This is a genomic window from Pantoea rwandensis (assembly GCF_000759475.1).
Lineage (GTDB): Bacteria > Pseudomonadota > Gammaproteobacteria > Enterobacterales > Enterobacteriaceae > Pantoea > Pantoea rwandensis_B.
On the sequence record NZ_CP009454.1, the window covers coordinates 770388 to 796477 of the forward strand.

24 protein-coding genes are annotated in these 26090 nt (G+C 54.7%); 10 read left to right on the plus strand and 14 right to left on the minus strand.

Going from position 1 to position 26090, the window contains the following annotated elements:
* The first annotated feature begins 25 nt into the window (after nt 1–25).
* Nucleotides 26–1042, plus strand: a complete 1017-nt coding sequence (locus LH22_RS03435) for a zinc-dependent alcohol dehydrogenase family protein (protein ID WP_038644222.1) — start codon at nt 26–28, stop codon at nt 1040–1042.
* A gap of 44 nt (nt 1043–1086) precedes the next feature.
* Here the strand turns inward: LH22_RS03435 and LH22_RS03440 are convergent, their stop codons facing one another.
* From LH22_RS03440 to LH22_RS03455, 4 genes are all read right to left on the minus strand, one after another.
* Nucleotides 1087–1866 (minus strand): L-threonylcarbamoyladenylate synthase, encoded by a 780-nt coding sequence (locus tag LH22_RS03440; RefSeq protein ID WP_038644223.1) that lies wholly within the window; start codon nt 1864–1866, stop codon nt 1087–1089.
* 258 nt (nt 1867–2124) lie between these two features.
* The gene (locus tag LH22_RS03445; protein WP_038644224.1) at nt 2125–3057 is read right to left on the minus strand and encodes a nucleoside recognition family protein; all 933 of its coding nucleotides are present in this window, start codon (nt 3055–3057) and stop codon (nt 2125–2127) included.
* A gap of 230 nt (nt 3058–3287) precedes the next feature.
* Nucleotides 3288–4901: an FGGY-family carbohydrate kinase gene (locus LH22_RS03450; protein ID WP_038644225.1), complete on the minus strand. Its 1614-nt coding sequence runs from the start codon at nt 4899–4901 to the stop codon at nt 3288–3290.
* 19 nt (nt 4902–4920) lie between these two features.
* Complete coding sequence (locus tag LH22_RS03455) at nt 4921–5670, minus strand: SDR family oxidoreductase (protein WP_167540443.1); 750 nt, start codon at nt 5668–5670, stop codon at nt 4921–4923.
* A 122-nt stretch (nt 5671–5792) separates the two neighbouring features.
* On the opposite strand from LH22_RS03455, the gene LH22_RS03460 reads away from it, so the two are divergent.
* The gene (locus LH22_RS03460; RefSeq protein ID WP_038649815.1) at nt 5793–6791 is read left to right on the plus strand and encodes a LacI family DNA-binding transcriptional regulator; all 999 of its coding nucleotides are present in this window, start codon (nt 5793–5795) and stop codon (nt 6789–6791) included.
* 27 nt (nt 6792–6818) lie between these two features.
* Here LH22_RS03460 and gorA read toward each other — a convergent pair whose 3' ends face one another.
* Nucleotides 6819–8171, minus strand: a complete 1353-nt coding sequence (gene gorA, locus LH22_RS03465; protein ID WP_038644226.1) for a glutathione-disulfide reductase — start codon at nt 8169–8171, stop codon at nt 6819–6821.
* Between the two features lie 125 nt (nt 8172–8296).
* Here gorA and rnz point away from each other — a divergent pair, with 125 nt between their 5' ends.
* Entirely contained in the window at nt 8297–9208 is a 912-nt protein-coding gene (rnz, locus tag LH22_RS03470; RefSeq protein WP_038644227.1) for a ribonuclease Z, read from the plus strand.
* Here rnz and LH22_RS03475 read toward each other — a convergent pair.
* Together LH22_RS03475 and LH22_RS03480 are read right to left on the minus strand one after the other, a co-directional pair.
* Nucleotides 9205–10020 carry a CPBP family intramembrane glutamic endopeptidase gene (locus tag LH22_RS03475; RefSeq protein WP_038644228.1) on the minus strand — a complete coding sequence of 272 codons (816 nt, stop codon included), beginning with the start codon at nt 10018–10020 and terminating at the stop codon, nt 9205–9207. The genes rnz and LH22_RS03475 overlap by 4 nt on opposite strands.
* 62 nt (nt 10021–10082) lie before the next feature.
* Nucleotides 10083–10925: a 23S rRNA (adenine(2030)-N(6))-methyltransferase RlmJ gene (locus tag LH22_RS03480; protein WP_038644229.1), complete on the minus strand. Its 843-nt coding sequence runs from the start codon at nt 10923–10925 to the stop codon at nt 10083–10085.
* A gap of 223 nt (nt 10926–11148) precedes the next feature.
* Between LH22_RS03480 and prlC the strand changes: the two genes are divergently transcribed.
* Complete coding sequence (gene prlC / locus LH22_RS03485) at nt 11149–13191, plus strand: oligopeptidase A (protein WP_038644230.1); 2043 nt, start codon at nt 11149–11151, stop codon at nt 13189–13191.
* A gap of 8 nt (nt 13192–13199) precedes the next feature.
* Nucleotides 13200–13949 (plus strand): 16S rRNA (guanine(1516)-N(2))-methyltransferase RsmJ, encoded by a 750-nt coding sequence (rsmJ, locus tag LH22_RS03490; protein ID WP_038644231.1) that lies wholly within the window; start codon nt 13200–13202, stop codon nt 13947–13949.
* Nucleotides 13950–14050: 101 nt separating this feature from the next.
* Here rsmJ and uspA read toward each other — a convergent pair whose 3' ends face one another.
* Nucleotides 14051–14488: a universal stress protein UspA gene (uspA, locus tag LH22_RS03495; protein ID WP_038644232.1), complete on the minus strand. Its 438-nt coding sequence runs from the start codon at nt 14486–14488 to the stop codon at nt 14051–14053.
* Between the two features lie 421 nt (nt 14489–14909).
* On the opposite strand from uspA, the gene uspB reads away from it, so the two are divergent.
* Nucleotides 14910–15245, plus strand: coding sequence for a universal stress protein UspB (gene uspB / locus LH22_RS03500; RefSeq protein ID WP_034819764.1), 336 nt, complete (start codon nt 14910–14912; stop codon nt 15243–15245).
* A gap of 63 nt (nt 15246–15308) precedes the next feature.
* Here the strand turns inward: uspB and pitA are convergent, their stop codons facing one another.
* The gene (gene pitA, locus LH22_RS03505; RefSeq protein ID WP_038644233.1) at nt 15309–16808 is read right to left on the minus strand and encodes an inorganic phosphate transporter PitA; all 1500 of its coding nucleotides are present in this window, start codon (nt 16806–16808) and stop codon (nt 15309–15311) included.
* A gap of 243 nt (nt 16809–17051) precedes the next feature.
* Between pitA and LH22_RS03510 the strand changes: the two genes are divergently transcribed.
* Nucleotides 17052–18236 (plus strand): NAD(P)/FAD-dependent oxidoreductase, encoded by a 1185-nt coding sequence (locus tag LH22_RS03510; RefSeq protein WP_038649818.1) that lies wholly within the window; start codon nt 17052–17054, stop codon nt 18234–18236.
* Nucleotides 18237–18465: 229 nt separating this feature from the next.
* Here LH22_RS03510 and LH22_RS03515 read toward each other — a convergent pair whose 3' ends face one another.
* Nucleotides 18466–19464, minus strand: a complete 999-nt coding sequence (locus LH22_RS03515) for a glycosyltransferase family 32 protein (RefSeq protein ID WP_240474689.1) — start codon at nt 19462–19464, stop codon at nt 18466–18468.
* Between the two features lie 265 nt (nt 19465–19729).
* On the opposite strand from LH22_RS03515, the gene LH22_RS03520 reads away from it, so the two are divergent.
* Nucleotides 19730–20077 (plus strand): hypothetical protein, encoded by a 348-nt coding sequence (locus LH22_RS03520; RefSeq protein ID WP_038649821.1) that lies wholly within the window; start codon nt 19730–19732, stop codon nt 20075–20077.
* Here LH22_RS03520 and LH22_RS03525 read toward each other — a convergent pair whose 3' ends face one another.
* The gene (locus tag LH22_RS03525) at nt 20078–20773 is read right to left on the minus strand and encodes a cysteine hydrolase family protein (protein WP_038644235.1); all 696 of its coding nucleotides are present in this window, start codon (nt 20771–20773) and stop codon (nt 20078–20080) included.
* A gap of 88 nt (nt 20774–20861) precedes the next feature.
* On the opposite strand from LH22_RS03525, the gene LH22_RS03530 reads away from it, so the two are divergent.
* Complete coding sequence (locus LH22_RS03530; RefSeq protein WP_038644236.1) at nt 20862–21851, plus strand: GlxA family transcriptional regulator; 990 nt, start codon at nt 20862–20864, stop codon at nt 21849–21851.
* 197 nt (nt 21852–22048) lie between these two features.
* On the opposite strand, the gene LH22_RS03535 is transcribed toward LH22_RS03530, so the two are convergent.
* Complete coding sequence (locus tag LH22_RS03535; RefSeq protein WP_038644237.1) at nt 22049–22537, minus strand: helix-turn-helix domain-containing protein; 489 nt, start codon at nt 22535–22537, stop codon at nt 22049–22051.
* A gap of 322 nt (nt 22538–22859) precedes the next feature.
* Between LH22_RS03535 and LH22_RS03540 the strand changes: the two genes are divergently transcribed.
* Nucleotides 22860–23885, plus strand: a complete 1026-nt coding sequence (locus LH22_RS03540) for an alpha/beta fold hydrolase (RefSeq protein ID WP_038644238.1) — start codon at nt 22860–22862, stop codon at nt 23883–23885.
* A 39-nt stretch (nt 23886–23924) separates the two neighbouring features.
* Here LH22_RS03540 and LH22_RS03545 read toward each other — a convergent pair whose 3' ends face one another.
* Together LH22_RS03545 and hemB are read right to left on the minus strand one after the other, a co-directional pair.
* Nucleotides 23925–24899, minus strand: a complete 975-nt coding sequence (locus LH22_RS03545; RefSeq protein WP_038644239.1) for a GGDEF domain-containing protein — start codon at nt 24897–24899, stop codon at nt 23925–23927.
* 114 nt (nt 24900–25013) lie between these two features.
* Complete coding sequence (gene hemB / locus LH22_RS03550; protein ID WP_034819746.1) at nt 25014–25991, minus strand: porphobilinogen synthase; 978 nt, start codon at nt 25989–25991, stop codon at nt 25014–25016.
* Nucleotides 25992–26090: the final 99 nt, after the last annotated feature.

Consider the following 26090-nt stretch of genomic DNA (forward strand, 5'->3'; position numbering starts at 1 on the left):
CATCTTGATAAGGAGAACAGCAATCATGCAAGCGATGATCCTGAAACAGCCCGGTGGTTTAGCGCATTTGCAACTGGCGGATCTGCCCGATCCGGGTAAACCCGCCGCCGGGGAGATCCGCGTGGCGATCCACGCGACGTCACTCAACTTCCACGACCTGCTGGTGGCTGATGGATCGATTCCCACCGAGCAGGATCGCATCATGATGGCGGACGGCGCGGGTGTGGTCGAAGAGGTCGGGGCAGGCGTCACGGAATTTAAGCCCGGTGACCACGTGGTGTCCTGCTTTTTCCCGCAGTGGCAGGACGGTTTACCCTTTGCTCAAGTCGGCAATTTCACCCAGACACCCGGCGATGGTGCAGACGGCTTTGCCGCCGAAGTGGTGGTGCGTCCGGCCCATCACTTTACGCTCGCCCCACGTGGCTGGCGCCATGCCGAAGCGGCAACCATCACCACGTCCGGCCTGACGGCGTGGCGCGCATTGGTAGGGGATGCACAAATCAAAGCGGGCGATACCATCGTCACGCTCGGCACCGGCGGCGTGTCGATCACTGCACTGCAAATTGCCAAAGCGATGGGCGCACGGGTGATTGTCACCTCCTCGTCAGATGAGAAGCTGGCAAGGGCACTGGCGCTCGGTGCCGATGCGGGCATCAACTATCGCAGCACGCCAGAGTGGGGAAAAGCCGTTCAACAGCTGACGGATGGCAAGGGGGCAGATGTGGTGATTGAACTCGGTGGGCCGGGCACCATGGCGCAGTCGATTGAGGCAGTGCGCGTCGGCGGTCATATTGCGCTGATTGGCGTACTGACCGGGCGCGAAGGGGTGATCCCCACCTCGCTGTTAATGGCAAAACAGGCACGTATTCAGGGCCTGATTGTCGGGCATCGCCGTCAGCAGCAGGACTTTGTGCGGGCGTTAGAGCAAACCGGTATTCGCCCCGTGATCAGCGACAGCTACGGTACCTTGAGCGACCTGCCTGCGGCATTTAAACATCAGCAGTCAGCAGGGCATTTCGGCAAGATTACGGTGGAGTGGTAATAAGGTGAGCCTGTTTCCTCTATGAAGAAACAGGCGTCAGCACATCAGTAGTAATCACCGTGGCGGTAATCCCATGATGGGAAGATATCTGACAGCAGCGCCATGATTTTATCGACATCCAGACCTTTACGAATCAGCACCGGGCACGGCGTGATTTTACGTTCGCCGTTTTGCTGCGGGATCAGACGACCTTCGCTATCCACCATCGACACCATCACACCCTGCTCGTAGCGCACTTTATTTTCGTCGTTAGGCTGAATGGATTTCACGTAGTCATTGGCTTCAATAATTAAATCAGCACGTGCTTCAATACGTTCGCCAATACCTTCAACCAGACCACGGTTTCCCTGACCCGATGGGTTGGCGGAGCTGGCAAAGGAGAATTTCCCGTGGTCTTCCCACAGCGCTTTCGCAATATTTTCACCGGGACGGCCAAATTTAATCACGAAGCAGCTGGTCTGGCGTCCATCCATCATCAGTTCTTTAGAGCCGTCTGCCGGAATACGCGCCAGCGCCTCTTCGCGCCACGGTAAAATACAGCCCAGCAGGATATCTTGATCCCAATGTTGCTGATAAAGCTGGTCAATTTCCGGCGTCAGTTGAGCCAGTGAACGCAGTTGTTCCAGCGAGCCACAGAGCACCACGCCAGGCTTGTTGCGCTTGCGCTGCTTGGCTTCAAACTTGCGTTCCAGCCCGGCTTTATCAGAGGTCATGATGATGTAGCCGACTTTCGTTGGGCTCACAATCATGCCGCCGTCTTGTGACAGAATGTCGATGGCTTCAGGTTGTAACCCGCCATTCCACGTTATTTGTTTACCGCTCATGGATCTACCCTACCTGCGTATCAATAGATGACGTGCAGGAATATTACCTGCAATGAAATTAAGGAGTTAATTAACCGGATATTAAGTCGGGATTAATTATTTTTGCAAAATCATGCTGGCGATAATAGTACGATATTTAAAGGCTTTGCAACTGATGAAAATAACGATGGAATGTATAGGGTTAATTTAAAATAACACGCGGGAATTGTAGTGTTATTTAAACAGGGCGCTGAATAATCCTTTCAGCGCCAGGGTTAATTAAAATATCAGGGCGTGTGCCACGCCGCGTAGCGCGATGCCAAGAATAATGCCCGGCACGGCGAAACGGAACAGACGCGGGAAACGGCTCGACAGACCCAGGAAGATGCCAATGCCTGGCAGGTCAAAGGTCTGAATCAACCAACCCGCCGAGGCATTAATGTTATGCGCGCTGTAGAGTCCCTTCTCCACCAATCCCGCCACCACGCCGTAATACGCAGTACCGCCTGCCAGACATTTGGTCAGGGCAGGCAGAATGTAGACTTCAGAGATGTTGAGCCTATCCAGCAGCGGAGAAACCAGCCGGGTGAGCATCTCAATGCCACCGGATTCTTTCAAAATGCCGACCACCGAAAGAGACAGAATCAGCATCGGCAGTGAGCCCAGCGCCAGGCGAATCGCATCCGCACCCGCACTGTTGATGATGGCAATCAGCCCCATCTTGCTTTCATTATTCGCAACGGCTTCATCTTCATTGAGCAGCGCCGCATCAGAAAGTTTGCGGCCAAAGAAGTGGTAAGTGGCCGCTGCGGCCAGCACGCCGCCGCAGATGGAGATCAGCAGTGCCGCAGTCCAGTTCAGTCCTGCGGGAATCAACGGATAAAATGCGTTGGCTTGCCCCATAGCAAACAGCATCGCCAGCGTGGCCGCCATATGGCGGTCGGAGGTGCCGCGTTTTTCCATAATCGCTAATGCCGCTAACGGCGCAGCGAAACTGACAAAGTTCAGCTGGATCAGGGCAAATAACGCCAGTCCGGTAATACCCAAAGGTTTTAATAACGGAGTGGAATGACGAACCACAAAATCCAGCACGCCTTTAACTTCCAGATATTTCATGATGAATAACATCACCACCATGATAGGAATAAGCGTGTACAACGCGACATCCACCGAGGCTTTGCCCGCAGACATAATAATGCTGATGATATTCATGTGGATGCCTGAACCTCGAACCACGGCTTAATACCGATAAACATGCTGCTCCCCTTGCCTTAAAAAACGCATAAAAATGCCAGCGCGAAGGGCGCTAGCTAAGGGATAAATAGTATCCCGGTGGCGTAAGCTTGAGTAGTGAAGAAATTAAATTTTATCTTGCAGGAAATGGCAGGGTGAAATAACCGTGCGCCGACGTTTGTGCGGCGCACGGAAATATTATTCGACGTTTATTCGCTTATCTGACGAATATTACGCGCGGTACTCTGCAATAATTTAAATGCATCATAACGGTGCTGATGCAGTGGCGAAACTGACGGCTCCGGATGCCAGCGCTTTTCATCGGTAGTCATGTTGGCCATCGCCGAGGTGACGTCGGAATACACGCCACTGGCGGCAGCGGCAAGAATCGCTGAACCCAGTAATACCGGCTCAGGGCAGTGGGTGGATTGCACAGGAAGCTGGCAGCTGTCCGCCAGCAGTTGGCGTACCAACGAGTGTTGCCCCGCGCCGCCGCTGATGACAATCGACTGCGTGACAATGCCTTTGCTGGTTTGCGCCTCAATGATTTGGCGCAGGCCGTAGCCGAGGCTGCACAAGCCAGCGATATACAGTGCGATCAGGCTGGCTTCGTCATTATCCATGCCCAAACCGCAAATCACCGCTCGCGCGTAAGGGTCGCCAAAGGGGGCGCGATTACCCGCAAATTCCGGCACGATATGCAGACCTTCGACTAAATCCACCGTTGCTGATTCACCGCGAGCGTGCTGCAAAGCCTGTTCCGCGAGGTACACCGGCAGTGAAAGGCCAGCGGTATCGGCGGCCTGCTGTGCCCTTGCAGCCGCTGGATGCATCTCCAGCAGGCGATCGATGGCGGCGCCCGCCGCGCTTTGTCCACCTTCACTCAACCATAAACCCGGCACCATCGCCGAGTAATACGGGCCCCACACACCTGGCACAAATGCGGCCTCACGCGTGGGTGTCATGGTGCAGGATGAGGTGCCAAATACGTAGGCGAGTTTGTCTTCCGGGCTGCCATCTGCGCCCAACGTACCGACGCCACCTGCATGGGCATCGATTAACCCAGCGGCCACTGGCGTGCCTGCGGGTAAACCGAAGTCGGCGGCGGCCTGAGTGGTTAAACCGCTTCCACATGGCGTGCCAGGCTCGACGATGCGTTGCCCAATGCGCGCAAACTTTTCCTGGGCGAATTCCGGTAAACCAATGGCGTGGAAGTAGTCGCTATCCCAGCGCTGTTCATGCGCCAGATAGTTCCATTTACAGGTGACGGTGCAGGACGAACGGGTACTATCGCCCGACGCGCGCCAGCTCAGGTAATCGGTCAGGTCAAAGAAGTGAGCGGCGGCCTGGAACGTCTGCGGGTTGTATGTTTTCAGCCACAATAGCTTTGGCATCTCCATCTCCGGTGAGATGCGTCCGCCCACATAGTCGAGCACCGGATGTTTCGTCGCGTTGATGGCATCGGCCTGCTGCGTCGCGCGATGATCCATCCACACAATGATATTGCGCTCCGCCTCGCCATCCGGGCTAACGGGCAACGGTTGCCCCTGTTCATCGATCACCACCAGCGAGCAGGTGGCATCGAAGCCAATGCCCGCCACCGCAGCGGGATCGATAGCGGCAGTGGCCACCGCCTCGCGCACGCAGCGGCTGACCGCCTGCCAAATCTCATTGGCGGATTGCTCCACCACATGACCGTGGGCGCGGAAGGTGGTGATGGACTGCTTTGCATGACCGAGCAGATTTCCCGCGCGGTCAAACACGCCCGCACGAGCGCTGGCCGAACCCACATCGACACCAATCAAATATTTTTCGTTACTCATGCTGCTGCACCTCGGCTGGTTACAGGTCAACGCTGTTGGGGAGGATAACGATATCGCGCACCGTGACACCCGGCGAACGCGTCACCATAAACAGCACCGATTCCGCTACTTCAATGGGCTGCATCAGGCTGCCATTGGCCAGCGCGTCCTCCAGCTTCTCCTGCGGCCAGTCATCGAGCAGGGCAGTGACCACCGGCCCCGGCAGCACTGCACCGACGCGCACACCATGCTGCGCCACCTGACGACGGGTTGAATGCACAAAAGCCTGCACCGCAAATTTGGATGCGGTGTAGATCGGTTCCCAGACCACTGGCACCACGCCCGCAATCGAACTGGTGAAAATGATGTCACCCGATTTCTGCGCGATCAGATGCGGCAGCACCGAACGCACACAGCGAAAGGCCGCGCTGGTGTTGAGTTTCAGTACGCGATCCCAGATATCGGGATCGCCTTCCGCCACCGGTCCGCCAATGTAGGCACCGGCATTGGCGTGGAAAATATCCAGGCGGCCCGCCAGCTTGAGAATGTCATCGAGAATCCCGTCAACCTGTTTGCCGTCCATCAGGTCAATCTGCAGCGGCAGCGCCTGTGGGCCCAGTTCCGCCACCAGCTGCTGCAACTTGTCGCCGTCGCGATCGATCAGGACGACTTTCGCCCCGGCCTGCAGCAGCACTTTGCTGCATTCCAGACCAATACCGGAGGCAGCGCCCGTAATGGCGGCGACTTTTCCGTTGAGAGGGTTATGCATGGAGAAGAGGTTCGAGTTCATCTTATAATCCTTTATCAATGGCGTTTTAGGTGGAGCTCAATCGATGGAGCTCAATCGATGAAGCACAACTATCACCCCGACTTTTAACCAGCAACAAAAAGTGCAATAAAGGGATGGGTTCTGTGACGGGGATCGGCAAAAACAAGAAAACCACCATTTATGACCTCGCGGAACTCACGGGGGTTTCGGCAAGCGCGGTGAGCGCGATTTTAAGCGGCAACTGGAAGAAGCGGCGCATCAGTGCCAGCACTGCCGAGAAAGTGAGCCGGATTGCGCAAGAGCAGGGCTATGCGCTAAATCGACAGGCCAGCATGCTGCGTACTACGCGCTCGAAAACCATCGGGATGATCGTGCCCAAATACGACAACCGTTATTTTGGCTCAATCGTGGAACGTTTTGAGCAGATGGCGCGCGATCGCGGCCTGTTCCCGGTGATTACCTGCACGCAGCGCGATCCGGACCTGGAACTGGAAGCGGCGCGCACCATGCTCTCCTGGCAGGTGGATTACATGGTAGTGACCGGGGCAACTGATCCGGATCGTATTACTACACTCTGTCAGGACGCGGGCGTACCCTCGCTGAATCTTGATCTGCCCGGTTCGCTGGCCCCTTCAGTGATTTCGGATAACTTCAATGGCGCATTGAGCCTGACGCGCAGCCTGCTGGAAAAGCGCCCGCAGCCGCTGATTTTTATCGGTGGGCGTGCCAGCGATCACAACAGTAAAGAGCGGCTGCGCGGCTTTTTGGCGGCACATCAGGAACGAGGCATTTCTGTGCCGGAGGAGAATTTGCTGCTGTGTGGCTATGAGCCGGAAAAAGCGCAAACGGCGTTGAAAAATCACTTTCAGCAGCATGTAACGGGGCAATTTGGTCTGTTTGTGAACTCGACCATTTCGCTGGAAGGGGTGGTGCAGTTTCTGCGTGCTGAGGATCTGTTATCTGATGATAAACATCCGGCGATTGGCTGTTTCGACTGGGATCCGTTCGTCGCGCTGCTGTGTAAAGACATCAGCATGGTGAAACAGGATGTGGCAGGCATGATGGAAACGGTGTTCCGCCTGATGGAGAGCGGCGAGCAGGAAGTGACAGTTGTAGAAGTGCCGGTGCTGCAGATGCAGTAAAAAGGGCGGCAAATGCCGCCCCATTCATCAACGCATAGTGACAAACTCTTCCGCCGCCGTCGGGTGAATCGCCACGGTGTTGTCGAAATCTTTCTTGGTAGCGCCCATCTTCAGTGCCACTGCGAAGCCTTGCAGCATCTCATCCATACCGTTGCCGATACCGTGAATGCCGACAATCTTCTCCTCCGGGCCGACACACACTAGCTTCATGCGGCACGGCTGGCGATGCTGCGTGACAGCGGTGTACATCGCGGTGAAGGAAGATTTATACACTTTCACCTGGTCGTCGCCGTACTGCTCACGTGCCTGGGGTTCGGTCAAACCAACGGTACCAATCGGTGGATGGGTGAATACCACGGTTGGCACATTGCTGTAATCCAGGTGCTCGTCGGGCTTGTTGTTGAACAGGCGTTCTGACAGACGACGCCCTGCGGCGACGGCCACTGGCGTCAACTCCACAGCACCGGTGTTGTCACCGACCGCATAAATGCCTTTCACGTTGGTGTTCTGGAACTTATCAACGTTGATATAGCCTTTCTCGTTCAGCGCCACGCCGGTCACGGAGAGGTTGAGATTATCGGTAGCCGGTTCGCGACCAATCGCCCACACCAGGCAATCGACGGTTTGCTCATGACCGCTTTCCAGTTGCAGCGTCAGGCTGCCGTCAGCGTTCTTGATCACCGCTTTTGGAATCGACTCGGTATGCAGCGTTGGGCCTTCGGCCTGCATCACTTCTACCAGCGTATCGACAATCAGCGGATCGAAGCTGCGCAGCGGCGCGTGTTTGCGCACAAACAGATGGGTTTCGGCACCCAGTGCGTTGACCACACCGGCCAACTCCACCGCGATATACCCTGCGCCCACCACCGCAACACGCTTCGGCAGCGCATCCAGCTCAAAGAAGCCGTCAGAGTCGATACCGTATTCCGCGCCAGGCACTTGCGGATGGCTTGGACGGCCGCCGGTGGCGATCAGGATGTGATCGGCCGTGATGGTTTCGCCGTTCACTTCCACGGTATTAGCATCAATAAAGCGGGCGAAGCCTTTAATCACTTCAACGTTGTTTTTACCCAGCACGTTATCGTACGAGGTGTGGATGCGATCGATATAGGCGCTGCGGTTTTTCACCAGCACTGACCAGTCAAAGTGGTTCACGGTGGTATCGAAACCGTAGTCCGGGCCGTACAGGTGGATGGCTTCGGCAATCTGTGCCGCATGCCACATCACCTTTTTCGGTACGCAGCCGACGTTGACACAGGTGCCGCCCAGCTCTTTGGCTTCAATCAGCGCGCACTTCTGGCCATGCATCGCCGCACGGTTAATCGAGGCGATACCGCCACTGCCGCCGCCGATGGCGAGGTAGTCAAAATGTCTGGTCATCCGGAATGTCCATCTGTTGGAAGAAAATTGGCATAGAGTGTAACGCTGCTTGTGCAAGCCGCGCAAAGGTTCGGCCTATGATTATGATAGGGTTAAATCTAGGTTCCGCTTACATGGAAGACATTATGCATCTGACTTTTCTCGGCACCGGCGCGGGTGCGCCGAGCCTGCAACGTAACGTCACGGCGATTGCACTGACGCTATCGAAACGGGGCGACACCTGGCTGTTCGACTGCGGTGAAGCCACTCAGCACCAGTTTATGCGCTCTGCACTCAAGCCGAGCAAGCTGGAAAAAATCTTTATCACCCATCTGCACGGTGACCACATTTTTGGCTTGCCGGGCTTGCTCACCAGCCGTTCGATGGCCGGGCTGCTGGAGCCGATGACCATTTACGGTCCAAAAGGCATCAAACTGTTTGTCGAGACGGCGCTCAGTCTCAGTGGCTCTTACACCGGCTTCCCGCTGGAGATCGTAGAGATTGAAGCGGGCGAAGTGCTGGATGATGGCGAGTTCCGCGTCATTGCTTATCCAATGAATCATGTGGTCGAGTGCTATGGCTATCGCATTGAGCAGCATGACAAGCCGGGCTTTCTTGATGCGCCACGACTGAAAGCAGAGGGCGTGCCGCGTGGGCCCTGGTATCAGGATTTGAAAGAGGGCAAATGCATCCGGCTAGAAGATGGGCGTGAGATTAACGGCGCGGCGTATCTCGGCCCGGCGACCAGGGGCAAAGTGGTGGCGATATTCGGTGATACCGGTCCGACCGAAGTGGCGCTTGAGCTGGCGGCTGGTGCGGATGTGATGGTGCACGAAACCACGCTGGAAGCCGCAATGGCCGAAAAAGCCAATGGTCGCGGCCACTCCACCACGATTCAGGCTGCCGAAGTAGCAAAACTGGCGGGGGCGAAACGCATGATTGCCACGCACTTCAGTTCGCGTTATTTATCGAGCGATCGGGAGAGACTGCTGGCGGAGTGCCAGTCGGTGTTTGCGGCGACCGAGCTGGCACGGGATTTCGCGGTGTTCGAGATTTAGTGCTGCAATGCCGGATAGGTGAAGAACAGCAGGTGCGTCATGTTGAACAGGAAGTGGACGCCGGTGGCGATCCACACGCGCCCGCTCCAGTGCCACGCCAGGCCGTAAATCAATCCGGCCAGAGTCGCGAAGACCACTAACATCATGCCGCCAGGGAAATGCGCCAGTCCAAACAGCACTGACGCAATCAACAGCGCCGCCACGCCACCGATTTTCTGGCGCAGGCGCTGTTGCACATAGCCGCGGAAGAACGCCTCTTCTGCCAGCGAGACAAAGAACAGGTTTGCCAGCATAAAGCTGCCGAGCCAGTCCGGCCAGTGTGGCTCAATCGCCAGTCCACCCAGCAGCACGGCGACGTACAGCAGCAGCGGGATCGCCGCCAGTAACAGCAGCCACAGAATTTTGTGTGGCGCAGGAAACTTCTGCGTACGGAACAGCGTAGGCAATGCAGCCAGCAGCACAAAGGGAATCAGCGCTTTATCAAAGTTGTAGTAGAAGCTGAACGGCACACTGTTGGGGCCAACCTGCATCTCCTCGATCTGGCGCGGGTTGTTAAAGCCCGGCAACAGGTGCAGGAACAGGCCACCGGCGATCAGCACCAGCAGCGCTTCGCTGATGAGCAACACGGCACGGTTGGTGGGATTCTCCACCCGCACCCACGCCAGCAAAGCGATAGCACCTAAAATGGCGAGAGCAGGCCAGTCCAGCACATCCTGGAACAGGCCCATTATCGTCGCCAATAACAGCAGTAGTACGGCAAGGCGTTTGGCAGGCGACAGCACAGTGAGTGCGCCAGCCAGAATGATCCACATAAAGAGTGTCCTTAGAAGGGCAACGGCAAAGGGCGGCCGGGGAGCCGCACCCGACAAGCCGGTTATTCTGGAACGATCTGCGTCACGCTGTAGTGACCAGTACCCGCCGGCACCAGCTTCTTATGCAGCCACGGCAACAGTTCTTCCATCTGCGCTTTCAGTTTCCACGGCGGGTTAATCACGATCATGCCGGAGGCGGTCATACCGCGTTGATCGCTATCAGGACGCACCGCCAGTTCAATCTGCAGAATGTTGCGGATGTTGCTGGCTTCGAGGTCTTTAATCATGTGTTTGATTTGCTGGCGCAGCACCACTGGATACCACAGCGCATACACACCGGTGGCAAAGCGTTTGTAACCTTCCTGAATGCCTTTCACCACGTCCTGATAATCGCTTTTCATTTCGTACGGCGGATCGATCAGAATCAGACCACGGCGGCTCTGCGGAGGCAATTTGGCTTTTAACTGCTGATAGCCGTCGCCACGCGCTACGCGTGCGCGCGCATCTTTACTGAATTCAGAACGCAACAGCGGATAGTCGCTGGAGTGCAGTTCGGTCAGCTCCAGCTTGTCCTCTTCACGCAGCAGGTAGCGGGCGATCAGCGGTGAGCCTGGATAGTAGCGCAAGGTGCCATGCGGGTTAAGGTTGCGAACGGCCGTCAGATAAGGCTTCAGCAGTTCTGGCGCGTCCGGCTGCTGCCAGATGCGCGCAATGCCTTCCAGATATTCACCGGTACGCTCGGCGTGCTCTCCGCTCAGCTGGTAACGTCCGGCACCGGCGTGGGTATCCAGATAGAGGAAAGGTTTTTCCTTCTCCATCAGAGCGGTGAGGATCAGGCTTTCAACGGTATGTTTGAGCACGTCGGCATGGTTGCCGGCATGAAAACTGTGGCGATAACTCAGCATAAAAAAGAGGGGTCCGCGGTTGGATCAAAGGAGATAAAAACATCGTGTGTGGCGCGATTATAGCCGCGCTGCGTAAAAATTGCTGACGTTTCGGCGCTCGCGCTTTTTTCTTTACCGGTCCATTCTCAGTAGCATTGATTTTCACGTTCACTGACCGCATGTTAGAAAGATTGCGTCGCGCCTTTGCGCGCCACCCCCACTCCATGAAGAAAGGACTGCGCTTATGACCAATCCGTTACTCACCCCTTACACGCTTCCGCCGTTTTCCGCGATCAAACCTGAGCACGTGGTTCCTGCTGTGACTGAAGCGCTGAACAACTGCCGCGCTGAAGTTGAACGCGTTGTAGCACAGGGTGCACCTTACACTTGGGACAATTTAGTGCAGCCACTGGCGGAAGTGGATGACCACTTAAGCCGCATTTTCTCACCGGTGAGCCATCTCAACTCGGTGAAGAACAGCCCGGAACTGCGTGAAGCTTACGAGCAAACGCTGCCGCTGCTGTCCGAATACAGCACCTGGGTAGGCCAGCATGAAGGCCTGTATCAGGCTTATCGCGATCTGAAACAGGGCGACAACTATGCCGCGCTGGATATCGCCCAGAAGAAAGCGGTGGATAACGCACTGCGTGATTTTGAGTTGTCCGGTATCGGTCTCGATAAAGAAAAACAGAAACGCTATGGCGAAATCGCGGCGCGTCTGTCTGAACTCGGTTCGACTTACAGCAACAACGTGCTCGACGCCACTATGGGCTGGAGCAAGCTGATCACCGACGAAGCGGATCTGGCGGGCATGCCGGAAAGTGCGCTGGCGGCGGCGAAAGCGCAGGCCGAAGCCAAAGAGCAGGAAGGCTGGTTGCTGACGCTGGATATCCCAAGCTACCTGCCGGTGATGACCTACTGCGACAACGCGGCGCTGCGTGAAGAGATGTACCGCGCTTATTCAACGCGTGCTTCTGAGCAGGGTCCAAATGCCGGTAAATGGGATAACGGCCCGATCATGGGCGAAGAGCTGGCATTGCGTCACGAGCTGGCACAGCTGCTCGGTTTTGACTCCTTCGCGCATAAATCACTGGCCACCAAAATGGCGGAAAATCCGGCGCAGGTGATCGACTTCCTGACCGACCTCGCTAAACGTGCGCGTCCGCAAGGTGAGAAAGAGTTAGCCCAGCTGCGCGCCTTCGCCAAAAAAGAGTATGGCGTTGACGAGATGAATCCCTGGGATCTCACTTACTACGGTGAAAAACAAAAACAGCATCTGTACACCATCAGCGATGAGCAACTGCGTCCGTACTTCCCGGAAGAGCGTGCGGTGAGCGGTCTGTTCGAAGTGGTGAAACGCATTTATGGCATTACAGCCAAAGAGCGTAAAGACGTCGATGTTTACCACCCAGACGTGCGCTTCTTCGACCTGTTCGATGAAAGCGGCGAGCTGCGCGGCAGTTTCTATCTTGACCTGTATGCGCGTGAGCACAAGCGTGGCGGGGCGTGGATGGACGATTGCGTCGGTCAGATGCGTAAAGCCGACGGCAGCTTGCAGAAGCCAGTGGCGTACCTCACCTGTAACTTCAACCGTCCGGTACAGGGCAAACCTGCGCTGTTTACCCACGATGAAGTCACCACCTTGTTCCATGAGTTTGGGCACGGCTTGCACCACATGCTGACGCGCATCGAAGCACCGGGCGTATCTGGCATCAGCGGTGTACCGTGGGATGCGGTCGAGCTGCCAAGCCAGTTTATGGAAAACTGGTGCTGGGAGCCGGACGCGCTGGCGTTTATCTCCGGCCACTACGAGACCGGCGAACCGTTGCCGAAAGATCTGCTGGATAAGATGCTGGCGGCGAAGAACTATCAGGCGGCGCTGTTTATCCTGCGTCAGCTGGAGTTCGGCCTGTTCGATTTCCGTATGCACACCGAATTCAATCCGGAAAAAGGCGCGCAGATCCTCGAAACCCTGCGTGAAGTGAAGAAGCAGGTTGCAGTGGTGCCAAGCCCGGAGTGGGGCCGTTTCCCGCATGCGTTTAGCCACGTCTTCGCTGGCGGTTATGCCGCAGGTTACTACAGCTACCTGTGGGCAGATGTGCTGGCAGCGGATGCTTACTCACGCTTTGAAGAAGAGGGTATCTTCAACCGTGAAACCGGCCAGTCGTTCCTCGACAACATCCTGACGCGTGGCGGTTCCGAAGAGCCAATGGAGCTGTTCAAACGCTTCCGTGGCCGTGAACCACAGCTGGACGCGATGCTGGAACACTACGGAATTCAGGGATAAGCCTGCTTGTGAAAATCGGTTTAATCGATGAATCAGGCGCCGGAGACGGCGCCTTATTACATCTGGCGCAGCGCTGGGGCTTACAGCATGACGATCAGGCCGTAATGGCACTGGTGCTGACGCCGGAGCGCCTCGAGCTGCGCAAACAGGATGAGCCTAAACTGGGCGGCATCTTTGTGGATTTTGTCACCGGTGCCATGGCGCATCGCCGCAAGTTTGGTGGCGGTCGCGGCGAGGCGGTGGCGAAAGCGGTGGGCATTAAAGGTGGCTATTTGCCGGACGTGATCGACGCGACGGCAGGATTGGGGCGCGATGCCTTTGTGCTGGCAGCGCTGGGTTGCCGGGTGCGCATGCTGGAACGCCATCCGGTGGTTGCGGCTCTGCTGGATGATGGTTTGCGTCGTGGCTATGAAGATGCGGAGATCGGCGGCTGGCTGCGCGAACGGCTGACGCTGCTGCATGTGGTGAGTCAGCAGGCGTTGAGTGATATCACGCCCGCGCCAGATGTGGTGTATCTCGATCCGATGTATCCCCATCGTCAAAAGAGCGCGATGGTGAAGAAGGAGATGCGGGTGTTTCAGTCGCTGGTCGGTGCCGATGATGACGCCGATGCGCTGCTGGAACCCGCTCGCCGTCTGGCGAAGAAACGTATTGTGGTGAAACGCCCGGATTACGCGCCGCCGTTAGCGGGCGTGGCAACCCAATCGGCGGTGGTCACCAAAAGCCATCGCTTTGATATTTATCCGCCGTTGGTATGAGTCTGCCTGCTGGCGTCGCGACGTGATTATCGCGCGGGGTTTAAAGACGCGCGATGCATTACGCCACTACCAAAAAAACAGGGCCATTACTGGCCCTGTTTTTATTCGTCTTCTTCGTCACGCAGCGGCACAATCAGCATATCAATATGTACCGTGTTGATCAGCTGGCGCGCGGATGACATCAGCTTGCTCCAGAAATCCTGATGGTGGCCACAGACCACTAAATCCACTTCATATTTCTTAATCGCATCCACCAGCACCTGGCCAAGATCGCCACTGCCGCTCAGGGTTTCACTGATCGGATAACCGGCGTTGGTAGAAAGCTCTTTCAGCGCGGTGTGCGTCTCTTCAGAAATGCGTTTCTGCATGTCGCCCAGATTGACGTCAATCAGCCCGGTGTAAAGGTCTGAGTAATTCACATCAACGTGGATCAGCGAGATTCTTGCATCATAAGGACGGGCCAGAGAAACGGCTTTATCAACCAGCAACTGGCTTTCCGGGGAAAGGTCTACTGCAATCAGGATATGTTTATAAGCCATGATAAAACTCCTTCTCAAGATTCTGGGGCTACCTGAATTCCCGCCGCTTGGCGAACGAAATCCTTTGCGCGAAACAGCGATGAAGCGCCACCAACCACAATTTATGCCCTGCAGGCGTTATGTTGTTATGTGTTGAGTATAGCCAGAGTTGTTAACAAATGCTGCAATCCACGGCTCGCTTGTGAGGAAGATCAAGCGCTATCGCAATTTTCATTCGCGGCGAACGAAAATCATCGCTGGAAAAAAATTGAACAGATCTCCTACACTGAAAATGAGTGCCACTGCCGTCTGGGTAACGCGCTCGGGTTCGCATAACAACAATGCAATTCGATTCATCTGTGGCTGGTTAATTTCCCGTGGGGCGTCTACAGCATTTCCCCGCTGCCTTCGACGTCATTGCGGCTCCAGCTGGGAGGGGAACATGATCAGCACTATCGCGCTTTTTTGGGCTCTGTGTGTGGTTTGTCTGGTGAATATGGCGCGCTACTTCTCTTCTTTGCGCTCGCTATTGGCTGTGCTGCGCGGTTGCGATCCGCTGCTGTATCAATATGTGGATGGGGCGGGTTTCTTCACGTCTCATGGTCAGCCGAGCAAGCAGGTGCGACTGGTGCGTTATATCTGGGATAAACGCTATCGCGATCATCACGACGACGAATTTATTCGCCGCTGCGAGCGCGTGCGCAGGCAGTTTGTCTTGACCAGCGGGCTCTGTTTTTTGGTGGTGGTGAGTCTGGTTGGCCTGGCGATCTGGCATTAAATAGCGGCAATAAAAAAGGGCGACCTGTGTTGAACAGTCGCCCTCTTGTTTGCCGTTGACGGCTTAGATAATTTTCAGCGCGATCCAGTAGAGCGAACCTGACAGCACAATACACACCGGCAGGGTGAACACCCACGCCATGGCGATGTTTTTGATAGTACGGCTCTGTAATCCACCACCATCAACCAGCATGGTTCCGGCAACCGATGACGACAGAATATGCGTGGTCGAAACCGGCATTCCGGTATAGCTCGCGACACCAATCGACACGGCCGCAGTGACCTGCGCTGACATGCCCTGCGCATAGGTCATGCCTTTTTTACCGATTTTCTCACCGATGGTGGTCGCCACGCGACGCCAGCCAATCATGGTGCCAATGCCCAGCGCTAACGCCACGGCCATAATGATCCAGATCGGTGCGTACTCTACGGTGCCCAGCAGATCGCCCTTCAGCTTGTTGAGGAAGCGCTTATCGTCCGGGGTGGTCTCTGGCAGCTTCGCCGCTTTATCGGCCGTGTCCGAGACGCACATCAGCAGGCGACGCATCTGACTGCGCTGATCAACCGTCAGTTGGTCATAGCTGTTCAGATTGGTCAGCAAGAGTTGGGCACGATTAATAGCCTGCAGCGCACGGCTGCTATCGCAATGGAACTCATGCGGACCGCCCACAGATTCTTCCGGCGTTGGCACCGCTGGTGGCGCCATCTGGACGATATGCGTGAGTGAATCGCTATGCTGCTGGTAATACTGCTCCAGATGATTGACCGCATCGCGCGTCCGGGTGATGTCATAACCCGAAGCGTTCATGTTGACCACGAAACCAGCGGGTGCCACACCAATCAGCACGAGCATAATCAAGCCAATGCCTTTCTGACCATCGTTCGCACCGTGAGAGTAGCTCACGCCAATTGCCGAGACGATCAAGGCGATACGCGTCCAAAACGGTGGCTTCTTCTTGCCATCGATCTTTTCACGGTCAGCCGGTGTCATATGGATGCGCGAACGTTTAGGGGTTCCGCTCCAGTAACGACGCAGGATGAAAATCAATGAACCCGCAATCACCAGACCGACAATCGGTGACAGAATCAGAGACAGGAAAATATTGATCACTTTCGGCAGGTTAAGCGCATCAACCACCGAGGTGCCGGTCATCAGTGCATTGGTGAGACCAATACCGATAATCGCGCCGATCAAGGTGTGAGAACTGGATGCCGGCAAGCCCAGATACCAGGTGCCAAGGTTCCAGATAATGGCTGCCAGCAGCATGGAGAACACCATGGCGAGGCCGTGTGCAGAACCTACATTCAGCAGTAAATCCGTTGGCAGCATATGCACGATGGCATAGGCCACGCTTAAACCACCCAGCAAAACGCCTAAGAAGTTGAAAACACCCGCCATCACAACCGCCAATTGCGCCCGCATCGCGCGGGTATAAATGACTGTAGCGACTGCGTTAGCAGTGTCGTGGAAACCGTTGATTGCCTCATAGAACAAGACAAACAGCAGAGCTAATACCAAAAACAGGCCGGTACTGAGGTCAAGACCAGCGAACAGATGTAGCATAAACGTTACGCCATTTTTTGGAGGACATGAACGCGGCGCATTATCGGCGACAACCCGCATGATGTGAAAGGAAAATATAGCCCTTTTTTGTCTTAAAATTGCCACAAACCCGGTCAGATAAGGTAAAAAGACTGAAAAATAAGCGAGTTACAATATGACACATTTACGGCATTTTTTTGACGCTGGCGCGAAATGCCGCAGATCTCTACAATCACCGCCTTTCAATTATGTGGATTAATCACTGTGGACAAGTTTGACGTTATCGTAATAGGTGCAGGCGCTGCCGGCATGTTCTGTGCGGCGCAGGCAGGGCAGTTGGGTCGTCGTGTGCTGTTGCTGGATAACGGCAAAAAGGCGGGACGTAAAATCCTGATGTCCGGAGGTGGCCGCTGTAACTTCACCAATATGTACACCGAACCGGCGGCGTATCTCTCGCATAACCCGCATTTCAGCAAGTCGGCACTGGCGCGTTACACCCAGTGGGACTTCATCGATCTGGTGAATCGCCACAAGATTGCATATCACGAGAAAACCCTTGGCCAACTGTTCTGCGATGATTCGGCGCAGCAGATCGTGGATCTGCTGTTAAAAGAGTGCGAAGACGGACAAGTCACCGTGCGTTTGCGCAGTGAAGTGCTGAGCGTGACGCGTGATGAAAATGGCTACAGGCTACAGTTGAATGGCTCCGAGGTGCAGGCAGAAAAGCTGGTGATCGCGAGTGGGGGATTATCGATGCCGGGGCTCGGGGCAACGCCGTTTGGCTACAAAGTGGCCGAGCAGTTTGGTTTGAAAGTCTTTCCGACGCGCGCTGCACTGGTGCCTTTCACCCTGCATAAGCCGTTGCTGGAGCAGTTAAATACGCTGTCGGGTGTGGCGCTGCCCACCACCATTACGGCGCAGGACGGCACACTGTTTAAAGAAGCGATGCTGTTTACCCATCGCGGCTTGTCGGGTCCGGCGGTGCTGCAAATTTCCAGCTACTGGCAGCCAGGGGAATTTGTCACCATTAATCTGTCGCCGGAGACCTCGCTCGATGATTTCATCAACGTGCAGCGCGAGGCACATCCGAACCTCAGCCTGAAAAACAGCCTGGCGAAAATTTTGCCAAAGCGACTCGTGGAAGTGTTGCAGGAGCTGAAACAGATCCCGGATGTGACGCTGAAGCAGCTCAACAGCAAACAGCAGGCCGAGTTAGTCACCACGTTGCATCAGTGGCGCGTGCAGCCAAATGGTACCGAAGGCTACCGTACCGCCGAAGTGACGATGGGCGGCGTCGATACCACGCAGCTCTCTTCCAAAACCATGGAAGCGCGTGACGTGCCCGGCCTTTACTTCATCGGCGAAGTGGTGGATGTCACCGGTTGGCTCGGTGGATATAACTTCCAGTGGGCGTGGAGTTCAGCGTGGGCGTGCGCGCAGGCGCTGTAAATTATCACGTCGCCATAAATGGCGATGCTACTGCGCGAATACGAAGTTCAGCTTGATGGTGAGGTTACAGCGCTAATGCCTGGCGCTGCGTAACGGCGTCGCTACAGTACTAACGCAAGGTTTTGCCTGATAGCGACGTTGCAACCCACATCCACGGATTGGGGGTTCGGCCACGAAACACCCCCATTGCGCGTTTTTTTGCAGTGTGCGCATTGATGCGCACCTGGCATTATTGAGCGGCCTTACCCGCTAACGTCGCTGCAGGTGTCAGGTTTTTCGGCTGCTCGTGCAGCAATACTTGCCCCAGCAGGCTATCGCTGTTGACCACACCGTATTTCAGATGCGTCGCGATATATTTGCGGTCAAAGCTGGTGAGTTTGTACACCGGTGGCAACACCTCTGGTAAAGCATCCACCATCAGCATGCGGCTCAGTTTCACCGGACGCCAGCCGCTCAGCGTTTGATACAATAACGCCCCGGCTTCCGCTTTGCGTAAGTAGAAGTTGTAGTGATTCTTTTCCCGCAGCGCCTGCTGCTGAGCGATATACACCACCAGATAATCCGGCGTCTTGATGCCCTGCAGAATCGTGTCGTAGTTCGGCAGCGCCAATAATTGCTGGAAGAAGGCCTCTGAGCCTAACTCCACAATCGGGCGGAAGCAGTGCAGCCAGCGGCCGATAAAGGCATTGTTTTTCGGCGCGGCGAGAAACCAGGATTCCATCACCGGATAAGCGCGATCGCGGGTGGATTCCTCGCGATAAAAAGCCACCAGGTCATAACGCTCATCCGCATTCACCGCTAACAGCTCATCAAGGCTACGATTGAGGATAATGGTGGCATCCATCCAGATTCCGCCATAACGATGCAGCAGCTCCAGGCGAATCACATCGCTTTTGTGCGAAGCCCGCATCCCCGCGTGGACAAACTTCAGGTCGGGTAAATAGTCGTGCAGATTGAGATTGTTAATCACCGTCAGCGTATAGCCAGGGTTTTCACGGGCAATCTTGTCGACAAAAATCTGGACTTCAGCCGGGAGCTTTTCACTTTCCCAGTACATCCAAACCTGACGCGGAATGGGCGCAGGCGGATTAGCGCGAGCCTGCAAGTTAATATCCTGCTCGGCTGTGGGGTGGTAGGCGGGAAGGCGTTTGCGTGTGGTCAGCTTTTTTTCCGCCAGCAACGCCAGCGAAATCAAATGCATTTTAAGTTTATGGTTGGACATCATCATTCCTGTAACCCTGTCGGCCGCTATCCCAGCTTTTGCCGCTTTAAGGCGAAAAACTGGCCCTGTGACAGCGGGCACGATGAAGCGCGAATGGCGCGAAAAGTGGCTCAAAATTAACAAACAGCGCCGAACCGCTCAATAAATAAACTCTGAAAACGCTACTTTAAGAGAATACGCAGGCGGCGTTCATTTGCCGTGGGTGTTTAAGGGCTGTTAACCGATGAATCTGTTAAGATCGCCGCGTTTTTTCAAACAGGCCCATGATTCCATGTTCAAACTTAAATTCCTTCTGCCCGTGCTTATCGTCATCAGCGCGGCTGTCTGGTGGCTGATGCCGCACTATAGCGATGAAGACAAAGGCTATTACATCGCCATGTTCTGCACCTTGACCCATGACGGGCGCGACAACTCACCCCAGGCAATGCAGCAGATCATTGAAGGCAGCAACTCGGACTATGCGCTGCAGAAAATTCATTTCCAGTCAGGTCTGGCAGAACATCTGCAAAGCGTGTGGCAGGATTTGTCAGTGGGGCAGCAACAGCAGGCGCGGCAGGACAGTCTGTCCTGCCGCAAGGTGATGTCTGAAAAGTTATTACCGGGTAAAGCAGTGCAGTGATTAATGAACGGGCAGCGCTAATACCGCGTCGGTGGTTTTGATCTCGGCAAACACATCAGCAACGCCTGCCAATGCGCTCTGCTGCAGCACCTTGTGATCGACCACCTTGTTATCCCAGGTCGCCAGATCGCGCGTGGCGGTGGCATCTTCCGGGATGATGACCGAGTAGCCAAGCGGTACGGCATCACGTGCGGTGGACGACACGCACATATGGGTCATCAGACCGGTGACAATTAACTGCTTGATGCCCAGACTGTCGAGTTGTTGTTTCAGATCGGTTCCCACGAAAGAACTCGGTGTGGCTTTGGTAATGACACGATCATTTTTGCCCGGCTGCAAATCCTTGTGGAATTCAGCGAAGCGGCTACCTTTGGCGAACAGCGGGCCATCTGCCGCGCCTTCATGGCGGACGAAGAACACTGGCATGCCATGCTTGTGTGCAAACTCAACCAGGCGCTTACTGTTTTGCAGCGCTTTCATACCGTCTGGAATGGGCATTTTGCCGCCAGCGAAGTATTCGTTCTGAATATCAATCACGATGACCGCGGTTTGATTGGCCGTCAGCTGGCTGGTGGCGGTGGCACCGCTCATTGTACGAATGGTCGGTGCATTTTCAGCTTTGTGTTCTTCGGCAATAGCACTGCCAGAAATTGCCATCGCTAATGCTAAGGTTCCTGAAGCAAAAAAGTTTTTCATCGCTAATAATCTCTTTGAGTAAGAAGTCAGGGTGACTTCCGATGCACAGCAGTATGGCGATTGTGCCGAAAGTGAAGGAGTACTGCGCATGACAAATAACGTTCACTTTGCGCCAAAAATGGCGCACCTGGATGCGCCCATCAAGGTCGGTGTTGTGGTGTTTGACGACATCATCCCGTTTCATCTTTCCGTTCCCTGTGCGGTGTTTGAGAAGGCGGAACGCGAAGATGGCCGAGCTTGCTACCAGTTAATGATCTGTGCCACCCACGCCGGTCCGCTCCGCACCAACAGCGGTTTTTCGATTGTCGCGGAGCATGAACTGGCTATGCTGGCCGAAGCGGATATGGTGGTGGTGCCCAGCTGGAGCGATCCTGCCGTTGCGCCACCGCCCGCGTTGTTGCAAGCGTTACAGCAGGCTGCCCAGCGTGGTGCTCAGATTGTTGGCTTGTGTCTTGGCGCCTTTGTGCTGGGAGCCGCTGGCTTGCTGCAACAGCAGCGTGCCACGACACACTGGCGTTGGATGAGTGATTTTGAACGGCTTTACCCCGATGTGACGATTGACCGTGACGTGTTGTATATCGACGAAGGGCAGATCGTGACCTCAGCGGGCACTGCAGCGAGTATCGATTGCTGCCTGCATCTGGTGCGTGAACAGTGTGGAGTGGATGTGGCCAACAGTGTGGCGCGCATGCTGGTGGTACCGCCGCATCGGCAGGGCGGCCAGGCGCAATATATTGAGCAGCCGGTCTATCACTCGGCGGGCAACGATCGATTTATGTCGGCGCTCAGTTGGGCCACCGAAAATTTGCAGCAGGCCCTTACGCTGGATCAGTTGGCGGAGAGAGCGTTGATGAGCCGTCGCAGTTTTAACCAAACCACCGGCAGCTGTTTCAGTGATTGGTTAGTGAACCAGCGCCTGGCATTGGCGCAGCGATTTTTGGAAAAAACCGACCAACCGGTTGAGCTGATCGCTGAAAAAGCCGGATTCTCTTCGCCGTTGATGTTAAGACGACATTTTAAAAAGAATTTGAATACGTCTCCGTTACAATATCGGAAAACATTTCGTGGTCGGGTGTGAATTAATGGTTTGTAAATCAATCTATTGATAAGAATGCATTGAAAATAGGGCGGCTAAAATTATTCCCGGCTCATTTTTGACAAGCTATCTGATGAGAAGAATATTTCAGCGTGGTCAATGAGGGTTATTCTTAACAACGGATGGCGAACCATCCGTTGTTATGCAAATCCTGCAAAGAAAAATAGTTACGTGGTTTATTAACGCATCACACAATCAATGCGTGAGGGAAATTGACCTGAACGCAGCGATGGCGTTCTCACCTCTTTCATTTTCTCACTGCTGTTAAATCCATGCTTACGGCAAATCACGCAGGGATCAGTGCTCTCTTTCAATTGCTGCTCGGCTTCGCTCCCCAGCTGACGCTTACGGCAGTAGAGTGGGGTGCAACCCATCACTTGCTTAAAGGAGCGAGTGAACGATTGCTGGCTTTCAAAATGGTATTTTACGGCCAGGCTGATGATCGGTGCGTTGCTGTATTTCAGCTCGCTGACACAGCATGCCAGTTTCTTTTTACGGATATACCGAGCCAGCGTTTCATTATGATAGCGGGCAAATAATTTCTGCAAATACCATTTGGAATAACCCGATTTCACGGCGATATCATCAATGCTCAAGCGCTGATCCAGATTGTCCATAATCCATTTGGTCACCGAATCAATAACCCCTTCGTTGTATTTTTGCGGCATCTTTTTGATCCTCCATTAGCTGGACACAGTGTAAAATAATTAATCTTTCCATTCATCCGATTAACGTAAAGTTTTATAAGGAATTGGCTGTTTTATTATTTGTCATCAAGACTGGTCTTGCTTTTAGTGAAATAAAGGCCGTTTATGTTGAACCGATGTTGAATATTTAGCGTAATCACGTACGTTATTTTTAACTCAAATTCCCCATCGCTTTGCCGGGCTTAACAGTTTGAGAAAACGTGGCGCTGGCACACCTCATCAATACGTCCTGGCGATTAACGTGCCAGACTGATGGTTTTTTCATAGCTCAGGAGCAGTGCGCATGGCTTTTCGTTTCCCGATAAAACAGTCACTTGCCGTGATATTGACGGCGATGGCAGCGCTACCCACCCCCTCTGCATTGGCGGCCAATGTGTATGGCGAACAGCTTGAAGGTTTTCATTACCCTTACACACTCGAGCATTTTTATTTCTCCTCTCAGCAGCAACCGCTGAGCATGGGGTATATGGATGTCAAACCCGCGCAGCAGGCCAATGGTCAAACGGTGGTGCTACTGCACGGTAAGAATTTTTGTGGTGCGACCTGGGAAGACACCATCAAAGCGCTTAGCCAGCAGGGATATCGGGTCATTGCGCCGGATCAGATTGGCTTTTGCAGCTCGACGAAACCTGCCAATTACCAATACAGCTTCCAGCAGCTGGCGCTGAATACCCATCAACTGTTAGCGCATCTTGGCGTGGCTAAAGCGGTGATGGTCGGGCATTCAACCGGTGGGATGCTGGCGACGCGCTACGCGCTGATGTATCCACAGCAGACACAGAAGCTGGTGCTGGTAAATCCGATTGGGCTTGAGGATTGGAAAGCCAAAGGTGCGCCATGGCGCTCGGTGGATCAGTGGTATCAGCGCGAACTGAAGCTCAGTGCGGCGGGCATTAAAAAGTATGAGCAGACGACTTACTACAGCGGTGAGTGGAAGCCGGAGTACGACAAGTGGGTGGATATGCTGGCAGGCCTCAACAGCGGGCCAGGCCACAAGAAGGTGGCGTGGAACTCTGCGCTCATTTACGACATGATTTTCACCCAGCCAGTCTATTACGAATTCAAAGACCTGAAAGTGCCGACAACGCTGATGATCGGAACCGCCGATACCACCGCGATTGGCAGTGATATCGCTCCGGCTGCGGTCAAAGCGCAGTTAGGTCATTACAATGTGTTGGGCAAACAGGTGACAAAGATGATTCCGGGGGCACATTTAATTGAGTTCCCAGGTATGGGACATGCGCCGCAGATGGAAGAGCCGCAGAAGTTTAATCAGACACTGATTAGCGATCTGGCGCGTCCACTGTAAGGTGCGGTGGCAGAGGGGCGTGCTTATCACGCCCTGGCATTACTGTGCCTGCTTTTTTTTGCCGTTTTTGGCTTCGTACATCCGCGCATCGCTGCCTTCCAGCAGCTGTACCAGCGACAGCGGATGGTCGGGGTCAAACTCTACGATGCCTGATGAGAAGTGCAGTGCGTAGCGGCGGTCGAGATCCTGAGTTTGCTTTTGCAGGAAGCCATCAAAGCGCGCCAAAACGCCCTCAGCATCGGCCTGCTGTAAGCCGTTAAACAGCACAACAAACTCATCGCCACCCAGGCGGGCAAAGATATCAGCGTGGCGGAAACTCACTTTCATCGCATCCGCAAAATCCATCAATGCACGATCCCCCTCGCGGTGGCCGAGCGTATCATTGATGGCTTTAAAACGGTCGAGGTCGAGGAAGGTCAGACTGGCCGGGAGTTGTTTGGCTTCGCACTCATTCAGCGCAAGCTGTCCCAGCGTCATAAATCCGCGTCGGTTGGTGATTTGCGTCAGTTCATCTGAGGTCGCTGTCTGGAACGCCACTAACTCTGCTTCGGCCATCGCGGCCAAATCGCGCAGCGTATTCATATCATCCGCATTGAATTCGCGCGCATGGTGGTCGACGATACAGAGCGTGCCCACTTTGGCACCCGCGGGCGTACGCAGCGGACAACCGGCATAGAAACGCAGGGGATTCTCTGAGGTATTCACCAACGGATTATCGTGGAAGCGCTCATCTTCGAGGGCGTTTTCCACCACCATCACATCGTCTTGCAGGACGGCATGACCACAGAACGACGTATTACGGGGTGCGGTCGCCGCGCTTTGGCCTGCGATGGATTTGAACCACTGGTGGTCTTCCTCCAACAGGCTAACCAGCGCAACCGGCACGCCGAATAAACGACGGGCAAGGCGGGTTAAACGGTCAAAACGCTCTTCTGCAGGCGTGTGCAGAATGTTGAGCGCACGTAACTGGGCCAGACGACGTGACTCGTCCGCAGGCAGTGCAGGTGCTTTCATCGCGTTACTCTTTCTTTTGATTTATTCGGGTACAACTTCACTGGTGTTTTGCTGCCATAACGGCATAAAGCGCTTAGCAACGGTTGCGATGCCCATTGCTAAGCGTAACGATTATCAGAGCACTTTTTGCTCGGCGAGATCAAGGGCAAAATAGCTGAAAATCAGGTCAGCACCGGCACGTTTAATCGCACCAAGACTCTCCAGAACCACATTACGTTCGTCGATGGCACCCGCCTGCGCGGCGAATTTGATCATCGCGTATTCACCACTCACCTGGTACGCAGCCAGCGGCAGAGTAGTGCGTTCGCGGATATCACGCAGGATGTCGAGGTAAGCACCCGCCGGTTTTACCATCAGTGAATCGGCCCCTTCGGCTTCATCGATCAGGGACTCGCGGATCGCTTCACGGCGGTTCATCGGATTCATCTGATAAGTTTTACGATCGCCTTTTAATGCCGTTCCCGCTGCTTCCCGGAACGGACCGTAGAATGAAGAGGCGAACTTGGTGGAGTAAGACATGATGGCCGTATCGGTGAAGCCTGCGGCATCCAGTGCCTGACGAATGGCTTTCACCTGGCCATCCATTGCCGCTGAAGGGGCGATAAAATCCGCACCGGCTTGCGCGGCGACCACGGCTTGTTTGCCGAGGTTAATTAATGTCTGGTCGTTATCCACGCCGTGATCGCACAGCACGCCACAGTGGCCGTGGCTGGTGTATTCACAGAAGCAGGTATCGGACATCACGATCATTTCTGGCACGGTGTCTTTGCAGATACGCGACATACGCGCCACCAGGCCATTCTCATTCCATGCATCGCTGCCGGTTGCATCCGTGTGATGCGAGATACCGAAGGTCATCACTGAGCGAATACCGGCTTTGGCGATACGCTCAATTTCATAAGCGAGACGTTTCTCAGGAATACGCATCACACCCGGCATGGCGTTAATCGGCACGTAATCGTCCACGCCTTCTTCAACGAAGATTGGCAGGGCCAGATCGCTCAGACGAAGGTGGGATTCCTGGAACATTTCACGCATTGATGCGCTTTTGCGCAGTCTTCTTGGACGTTGGAGAAGATTGAATTCAGACATGTTCGTACAACTTTTGCTGGTGAAAAAAGTGACAACAGTTTACCCCTTTTCGCCAGCGGGGATGAAGGATTGTGTGCGGAAACGAAAACTCCCGCCGGG